Origin of the sequence: Streptomyces sp. MBT65 (assembly GCF_016612545.1) — a bacterium.
In the GTDB taxonomy this organism is placed as follows: Bacteria; Actinomycetota; Actinomycetes; order Streptomycetales; family Streptomycetaceae; genus Streptomyces.
Map to the genome: position 1 here is coordinate 1 of NZ_JAENRY010000648.1, position 1,065 is coordinate 1,065.

Consider the following 1,065-nt stretch of genomic DNA (forward strand, 5'->3'; position numbering starts at 1 on the left):
CCCCCGCAGTAAGGGACTTCCGGAACGGCGGCCGGTCCGGAAGTCCCTTACTGCGGGGGCGAGTTGAGGCCCTGCGGCGGCCCGCACCCGCAACGCCCCTCCCCGTAACGCCTTCCGTATCCGGTTGCCCCGCACCCGCACCCGCACCCGCGCCTGCGCGGCAGGCCGCGGCGCGGGAGGGCTCCCGCCGGGGAGGGCTCCGGCCGGGAACGGGCTCCGGCTCGGGCCGTTCTCGAGTGGGGTTCGAGGGCGGGTGGCGATGCTGGCGGTGCTCGGATTCCGCCCCGCCGCCGTGCCGCCCGTGTGGTGCCGGGAGGGGGCACACAGGAGGTTGCCATGCCGGACGAACCGCCAGTGCGGCTGCACTGTTTCGCCCACTCCGCCGAGGGCGTCTCCGTCTTCGACCACTGGGACGCGAGCGTGGGACCCGGTGTGCGGGCGCTCCCGGTCCTCCTGCCGGGCTGCGCCCCGCGGCGCGCCGAGCCCAGGGTGAGCACGCACCGGGCGCTGCTCGCCGACGTGCTGCCCCGTTTCACCGGCGGTGACCCGGGCCCCTACGTCCTGTACGGGCACGGGTTCGGCGCGGTGCTCGCGCTCACCGTCACCCGCGCCCTGCACGAGGCGGGCCTGCCGGGCCCGGCACTGCTGGCCGTCGGCGCCTGGCCGCCGCCGCGCCTGCCGGCCGGCCTGCCCGACGCCCGCCGGGCCACGGACGCCGAACTGCTGCACGTCCTGGGCGGCCGCGGCGCGGTCCCGGCCGGCAGCGACGAGGGGATCTGGCTGCGGGCCGTCCTGCCGGTGCTGCGCGCCGACCTGGCCCTGGCCCAGTCCCTGCACGAGGCGGCCCGCAGGCCTTCCCCGCAGGGCCCGCTCACCACCCCGGTCCTGATCGTCGCCTCCCGGGACAACCCGCTGGCCGCACCCCGGGCGGGGGAGGGCTGGCAGCGGTGGACGAGCGGCCCGGTCCGCTCGCGCACCGTCCCCGGCCGGCACTTCTTCGTCCGCGGCGGCCGTGAACTGCCCCGGCTGCTGGGCCGGGCCTGCCGCGAGCAGATAGCGCAGGGA

At 78.1% G+C, this 1,065-nt stretch carries 1 protein-coding gene; it reads left to right on the forward strand.

Annotation, left to right across the window (positions count from 1 at the left end; translation table 11 throughout):
• Window positions 1–336: 336 nt before the first annotated feature.
• Window positions 337–1,065: thioesterase II family protein (locus JHN63_RS51320; RefSeq protein ID WP_200691978.1), on the forward strand; the 729-nt coding region annotated here is incomplete at its 3' end.